A 6,309-nucleotide genomic window follows, 5' to 3' on the forward strand; every position below is an offset into this window, starting at 1 on the left:
AGACATAGCGCGCCAATGCCGGATTGCGAGTGCGGCATCAGGGAAGGACTGCCAATTCCGGTTCGCCGATCACCTCGTCGATCGCCTGCGAGTCGACGTGTTCGCTGTCGACCGAGGCTTCGAGCTGCGACGAGGGTGCTTCAAGGGTCCAGGTGACGCCGTGGTTGTCATATTCGAGAACGCCGGTGCCGCTTACAGCGGCTGGAGCGACGCGCTGGAGCACGACGGTTCCGAAACCGCCATGGCCGATGTTCTGCACCTGGGGACCATCGCGCTCTTTCCAGATCAGCTGGAACCGTTTCAGGTCGCCTGCCCCGGTCACCTTCCATTGCACCGATATCGTTCCCTCAGCGGCCGAAAGCACGCCGTATTTGGCTGAATTGGTCGCCAGTTCATGAAACGCGATGCCGAGATACTGGACGGCATTGGGGTTCAGCGTCAGGGAAGGGCCCGCCATGGAAATCCGCTCCTCGTTGCCGAACGGTTTGGCCTGTGCCAGCAGCAGTTCGAAGATCGTCGCGCCTCTCCAGTCGCCTGACACCAGCAGGTCATGCGAGAGCGACAGCGCCATGATGCGCTCGCGCACCTGGCGTTCGAACTCCGTCGGCGTCGAGGACCGCTTGCTGGTTTCCCGGATCATCGAGATGATGACGGAATACTGGTTCTTGACCCGATGGTTGACCTCGCGCATCAGCATGCGGATGCGATATTCGTTCTCCTTGGCCAGCGAAATGTCGCGGGCGATCTTGGAGGCTCCGATGATCTGGCCGACGGCGTTGCGTACCGGCGAGATGGTCAGGGACACGGGCACGAGGCTGCCGTCCTTGCGGCGGCGGATGGTCTCGTAGGTCTCGACCCGCTCGCCTTTGCGGATGCGCTCCAGTATGCGCGGTTCCTCGTCCAGGTGGTCGTCCGGTATCAGCATGGTCACGGACCTGCCGACCGTCTCGTCGGCGGTGTAGCCGAACAGGCGTTGGGCGCCTGCGTTCCAACTCTTGATGACGCCGTTCAAATCCTTGCTGACGATGGCATCGAAGGAGGATTCCACGATGGCCGACAGATGATGCCTGGCCTCGTCGGCAAGATGGCGATCGGTGAGGTCGAACAGCATGTTGACCGCGCCCACCAGCCTGCCCTGCTCGTCATGGAGCGGGGTGGGATAGGGAAGAAAAGGCACGCGCGTGCCGTCCGGGCGCTGCGAGATGGCCGACTGGTTTCTGATCGGCCGGTTCTCCCGCAAGGCAACGGCCATCGGGCATTGGTCGTGCGGCAACACCTGCCCGTCGGTCGTGAACAGCTTGTGCGTGACACACCACTGGTCTTTTCCGAGCTCGGGCTCGCGCCCGGCAAAATCGGCCGCGGCCCGGTTGAAATAGGTGATCCTGCCTTCGCTATCGGTCGTGTAGATGGCGACGGGCAGATTATCGAGGATTTGATGGGATAGATCGAGCGTCGAGCTGTTCGACAGGTCCGTCATGCGCAAGGTTCCATTTAACCACCGTGAACGTCGGCGGGCTAAAACGGTTCCGTATACAGCAGTGCGAACGTTAAGAAAGACGAATCCGACAGGAAACGGTTTCTGGCAGGGTTCGCTTGAACTGCTCTGCCAGGCGCTGTGGGCGGTTGGCCCAATGACCGGGCGAGACGATGCCTTGACGCGTGACGGTTGCCGCTCCAGCCTGCCACCATGGTTGATCTCGCGCCCCCCGACAGCAAGCGAGGCCGCCCCGTGCGGGCCGGCAGGCTGATTGTGCGACGACGAAGACCGGCTTCCTAAATCCGCTTCGTTTCCACAGTCCGCCCGCGAAATACGCCGGCGGGCTTTTTCATGCCTGGAGCCTTTCCGATGACCACCAATCCTTCCATCCGGTTTCGGCCGGCCGAGCCTGCCGACGCTGCCGCCATCCGCGACATCGTGCGCGCCGCCTATGGCAAATGGGTGCCGGTGATCGGCCGCGAGCCGCTGCCGATGCGTGCCGATTACGACAAGGCCGTCGCCGCGCATCCGTTCGAACTTGCCATCGACGACGGCCGCATCGTCGGCATGATCGAGACTTTGCTCGCCGACGATCACCTCTGGATCGAGAATGTCTGCGTCGCGCCGCAGGCGCAGGGCAGGGGCATCGGCCGGCTGCTGCTGGAGCGCGCGGAAACCAAGGCGCGCGCGGCAGGCCGCCCGGAGCTCCGCCTGTTGACCAACGGTGCCTTCGAAGCCAATGTGTCGCTCTATCGCAAGCTTGGCTATACGGTCGACCGCGAGGAGCCGTTCCTGAACGGAACGACCGTCTACATGAGCAAGCGGCTTGTTGGATGCCCACCGACCGGAGCGTGAGGATGGCCGCCAGGATCAAGCTCAGGCAACTCCCCGGCCTGTATGCGATTTCGCGGCTTCAGGCCGGTGACGGCATTCCTGCCTGGGCGGACGGACCAGGCTTCGTCAGCATCACCAGGACCGATGACGAGCTTTCGATAACCTGCCTTCAGGATCGCGTGCCGGATGCCGTCAAGCATGATCACGACTGGGTCGCCTTCAAATTGCAGGGGCCGTTTGCCTTCGACGAAACCGGCATCGTGCTGTCTGTCATCCAGCCGCTGTCGGAGAACGAACTGGGCATCTTCCTAGTATCGACCTTCGATGGCGATCACCTGCTGGTGAAAGCGGCGGACGAGCCCAAGGCGAGAGGCTTGCTGGGCGAAGCCGGGCATACGCTGCTATAGTCCGCTCGTCGCTGGCCCTGATCAACTTGGCGCGCTGGATCAACCACTGGCGCGCTGGCTCAACCACTTCGGGGGTTGCGTTTGACAGCGCCGTTCGCGCATCGTTATTTCTGACCCGATATTACGGCCGGACCGGCCAAGCGGCACCCCAGGAGAAAACCATGTCACACAATCTGCAGTTCTATATCGACGGCGCGTGGGTCGATCCTGTCGTGCCCAACACGCTCGACGTCATCGATCCGTCGAATGAAGACGCCTTCGCGCAGATCTCGCTCGGCGCCAAGGCCGATGTCGACAAGGCGGTGGCCGCCGCCAAGCACGCCTTCGACACCTATGGCTTCACCTCGGTCGAGGAGCGCCTCGACATTCTGAACCGCGTCATCGAAGTCTACAAGAAGCGCTCCAAGGACCTGGCGATCGCGGTGTCGCGCGAGATGGGCGCGCCGCGCCAGATGGCGCTCGACAGCCAGGTCGGCGTTGGGCTGGCGCATCTGGCCAAGATGGCCGAGACGCTGAAGAATTTCCAGTTCCGCCACGTCAAGGGCAATCATCTCGTGGTCAAGGAGCCGATCGGCGTCGTTGGCCTGATCACGCCGTGGAACTGGCCGCTGAACCAGATCACCTGCAAGGTGGGTCCCGCGCTCGCCGCCGGCTGCACCATGGTGCTGAAGCCGTCCGAAATCGCGCCGCTCGACGCCATCATCTTCGCCGAGATCATCGACGAGGCCGGCGTGCCGAAGGGCGTGTTCAACCTCGTCAACGGCGACGGTCCAGGCGTCGGCCAGGCACTGTCCAGCCACCCCGACATCGACATGATGTCGTTCACCGGTTCGACGCGGGCCGGCATATTGGTGGCCAAGGCCGCCGCCGATACGGTCAAGCGCGTGCACCAGGAGCTTGGCGGCAAGTCGGCCAACATCCTGTTCCCGGATGTCGACCTCGCCACCGCCGTTTCCAAGGGCGTTGCCGGCTGCTTCAGCAATAGCGGCCAGTCCTGCAACGCGCCCACGCGCATGTTCGTGCCGCGCGACCGCCACGACGAGGCCGCCGGATACGCCAAGGTCGCGGCTGAAAAATTCACGGTCGGCCCGGCCGACGGCGCCAACACCAAGCTCGGCCCTGTCGTCAGCCAGGTCCAGTTCGACAAGATCCAGGACCTGATCCAGGCCGGCATCGACGAGGGGGCGACACTGGTCGCCGGCGGCCCCGGCCGTCCGGCCGAACTCAACCGCGGCTATTACATCAGGCCGACCGTGTTCGCCAACGTCACCCACGACATGCGCATCGCGCGCGAGGAGATTTTCGGGCCGGTGCTGGCGATCCTGCCCTATGACACGGTGGAACAGGCCGTCGAGCAGGCCAACGACACCGTCTACGGCCTTGCCTCCTATATCCAGGCCAAGGACCTGCAGAAGGCGCGCGACGTGGCGGCGCGCATGCGCTCGGGCAATGTCTACATCAATTATCCCCAATGGGACGCCGGCCTGCCCTTCGGCGGCTACAAGCAGTCGGGCAATGGCCGGGAGTATGCCGAATACGGCCTGGAGGATTTCTTGGAGATCAAGGGCATCGCGGGCTACGAGGCGGCGGAGTAGTTCTTTGGCTGCAGCATAGCTGGAGAGGCGCCGGCGCCGCCCCTCACCTGCCTGCGGCATCCTCTACCCGTATAGACGGGGAGAGGGACGCTCAGTCAGACCATCCTTGCCAATTGGCAGATACATGCTATATATCTGCCATTAGCGAGGTCTAAACATGCAGCTTCAAGCCATCACCACGACGCCGGCCACGGTCGGCTCGGCCATTTCGGATGAAGAGGCGGGCGCCTTGGCGCGTACCACGGTCAATCTGTTCAAGGCGTGGAATCTCACCGACTTCGAGGCCTGCGTGCTGCTTGGCGGCATCTCGGCGCGCACCTGGGCGCGTTGGAAGGAAGGGGGCGTCGGCCGGATCGACCGCGACCTGCGCACCCGCATGGCGCATCTGATGGGCATCCACAAAGGGCTGCGCTATCTCTTCACCGAGCCGGCGCGCGGCTATGCCTGGATCCGCAAGCCCAATGCCACATTCGGCGGCCAGTCGGCGCTCGATCTGATGCTGCGCGGCGACATCTCCGATCTCGCGGCGATGCGCGAATGGCTGGACGCGGAGCGTGGTGCATGGTGAGTGGGCTCGCGGTCCGGCGTCGCGTCCACTGGCCCCAGACTTTTCGCATCATCCGCTCCATCCATCCGCCGATCGACCTGTTCGAGGACATCGCCGACCCGCGCGACTGGGAGGCGCTGGCCGCCGTCGAGGAGAAGACCAATCCGCGCATCCGGCTCGAACTCGGCGACCTCGGCAAGGTGCCGGCCGCAAGGCGGGTCTCCGGCCCCGGCGCCAGCTTCGTCATGGCGCCTTTCGTGCATTGTTCGACCTTACGGCCCGGCCGCTTCTCGGATGGCAGCTACGGAATCTATTATGCCGGCGACAGCGAGGATGTGGCGCTCGCAGAAACCATCCACCATCACCAGAAATTCATGCGCGCCACCCATGAGGCGCCGGGCTGGACGGCCGATTTCCGCGTGCTGATCGGCAGCGTCGACCGCGACCTCGACGACGTCAACGCCGTGCCCGGCGTGCTCGACCCGGACGACTACAGCGCCTCGCAGGCCGAAGGACGGGCGCTGCGGGCCTCGGGCAGCGACGGGCTGGTGTGGAACAGCGTGCGCATGCCCGACGGAGCGTGCATCGGCATCTTCTGGCCCGACGTCATCGGTGTCCCGGTCCAGGGCCGCCACTACAGCTACCACTGGGACGGCGGCCGCGTCGATTTCGTGCGCCAGCATGATACCGGCAAGGTATTGGAAGTGGTGTGAGCAAGGGGCTTGGCCTCACGCCAGCGCCGCCGCCAGCAGTTTCGCCTGCGGCGTCAGCGCCTCGAAGCTGCGGGCGCAGAGATTGAGCTGGCGCGTTGCCCAGTCATCGCCGAGCCGCAAGGCGCGCAGCGTGCGGCCTGCGTGGCGCGCCGCACTTTCGGGCACGATGGCGATGCCTGCGCCTTGCGAGACCAGCCGGCAGACATTGTCGAGACCGGGCACGCGGATGCGGAAGTGCAGGTGGCCGCCGAGCCGGGCCGCCTGGCGGGCGATGTGTTCCTGCAAGGGATGGCCGGCGCTCAAGCCGACAAAGGCTTCGCCCAGGATATCGGCCATGCCGACGCCATGCCCTGCGAGGCCGGGCCGGTTCCGCGCGGTGATCACCACCAGGCGGTCGACGAAGAACGGTTTCTGCTCGAGATGCGCAAGCCCGGCCCAGGTCGCGGCGATGCCGAGATCGGCCGCACCATTGGCCACGGCCTCGGCGACCTCATGGCTGGGGCGCTCCTCGAGCTCGATGTCGATGCCGAGATGCGCGACCAGGAAGGCAGGGACTGCTTCGCGCAGAAGTTCGCTGGTCGCCGCCGTGTTGGCCATCAGCCGCACGCGGGCGCGCAGGCCCGTGGCATAGGCGCCGAGGTCGCCGGCCATCGCCTCGATCTGGTTCTGCACGGCGCGCGCGTGGTGGAGCAGCGCCTGTCCGGCCGCCGTCGGCACCACGCCGCGCCGTGGCCGC

General features: G+C 65.0%; 7 protein-coding genes. 5 read left to right on the forward strand and 2 right to left on the reverse strand.

Annotated features, from left to right (window positions below; translation table 11 throughout):
- Positions 1 to 37 precede the first annotated feature (37 nt).
- Positions 38 to 1,477, reverse strand: a complete 1,440-nt coding sequence (locus tag LB569_RS29845) for a PAS domain S-box protein (RefSeq protein ID WP_224695131.1) — start codon at positions 1,475 to 1,477, stop codon at positions 38 to 40.
- A gap of 369 nt (positions 1,478 to 1,846) precedes the next feature.
- On the opposite strand from LB569_RS29845, the gene LB569_RS29850 reads away from it, so the two are divergent.
- The 5 genes from LB569_RS29850 (at position 1,847) to LB569_RS29870 (ending at position 5,573) form a co-directional block, all read left to right on the forward strand.
- Complete coding sequence (locus LB569_RS29850) at positions 1,847 to 2,332, forward strand: GNAT family N-acetyltransferase (RefSeq protein ID WP_224541534.1); 486 nt, start codon at positions 1,847 to 1,849, stop codon at positions 2,330 to 2,332.
- 2 nt (positions 2,333 to 2,334) lie between these two features.
- A complete protein-coding gene (locus LB569_RS29855; RefSeq protein ID WP_224541532.1) occupies positions 2,335 to 2,718 on the forward strand; it encodes an ACT domain-containing protein in 384 nt (127 codons plus the stop codon).
- 161 nt (positions 2,719 to 2,879) lie between these two features.
- The gene (locus tag LB569_RS29860) at positions 2,880 to 4,313 is read left to right on the forward strand and encodes an aldehyde dehydrogenase family protein (protein ID WP_224695132.1); all 1,434 of its coding nucleotides are present in this window, start codon (positions 2,880 to 2,882) and stop codon (positions 4,311 to 4,313) included.
- Between the two features lie 157 nt (positions 4,314 to 4,470).
- A complete protein-coding gene (locus LB569_RS29865; RefSeq protein ID WP_224541525.1) occupies positions 4,471 to 4,881 on the forward strand; it encodes an MbcA/ParS/Xre antitoxin family protein in 411 nt (136 codons plus the stop codon).
- Entirely contained in the window at positions 4,875 to 5,573 is a 699-nt protein-coding gene (locus LB569_RS29870; protein WP_224695133.1) for an RES family NAD+ phosphorylase, read from the forward strand. The genes LB569_RS29865 and LB569_RS29870 overlap by 7 nt, the downstream gene beginning before the upstream one ends.
- 15 nt (positions 5,574 to 5,588) lie before the next feature.
- On the opposite strand, the gene LB569_RS29875 is transcribed toward LB569_RS29870, so the two are convergent.
- On the reverse strand, positions 5,589 to 6,309 hold a 721-nt coding region (locus LB569_RS29875; RefSeq protein ID WP_224695134.1), incomplete at its 5' end, for a LysR substrate-binding domain-containing protein.

The sequence above is a fragment of the Mesorhizobium sp. BH1-1-4 genome (assembly GCF_020165665.1).
Classification (GTDB): domain Bacteria; phylum Pseudomonadota; class Alphaproteobacteria; order Rhizobiales; family Rhizobiaceae; genus Mesorhizobium.

Coding starts and splice junctions, on each gene's coding strand:
- LB569_RS29850 (WP_224541534.1), top strand. CDS start 1,847: ATGACCACCAATCCTTCCATCCGGTTTCGGCCGGCCGAGCCTGCCGAC.
- LB569_RS29855 (WP_224541532.1), top strand. CDS start 2,335: ATGGCCGCCAGGATCAAGCTCAGGCAACTCCCCGGCCTGTATGCGATT.
- LB569_RS29870 (WP_224695133.1), top strand. CDS start 4,875: ATGGTGAGTGGGCTCGCGGTCCGGCGTCGCGTCCACTGGCCCCAGACT.
- LB569_RS29845 (WP_224695131.1), bottom strand. CDS start 1,477: ATGACGGACCTGTCGAACAGCTCGACGCTCGATCTATCCCATCAAATC.
- LB569_RS29860 (WP_224695132.1), top strand. CDS start 2,880: ATGTCACACAATCTGCAGTTCTATATCGACGGCGCGTGGGTCGATCCT.
- LB569_RS29865 (WP_224541525.1), top strand. CDS start 4,471: ATGCAGCTTCAAGCCATCACCACGACGCCGGCCACGGTCGGCTCGGCC.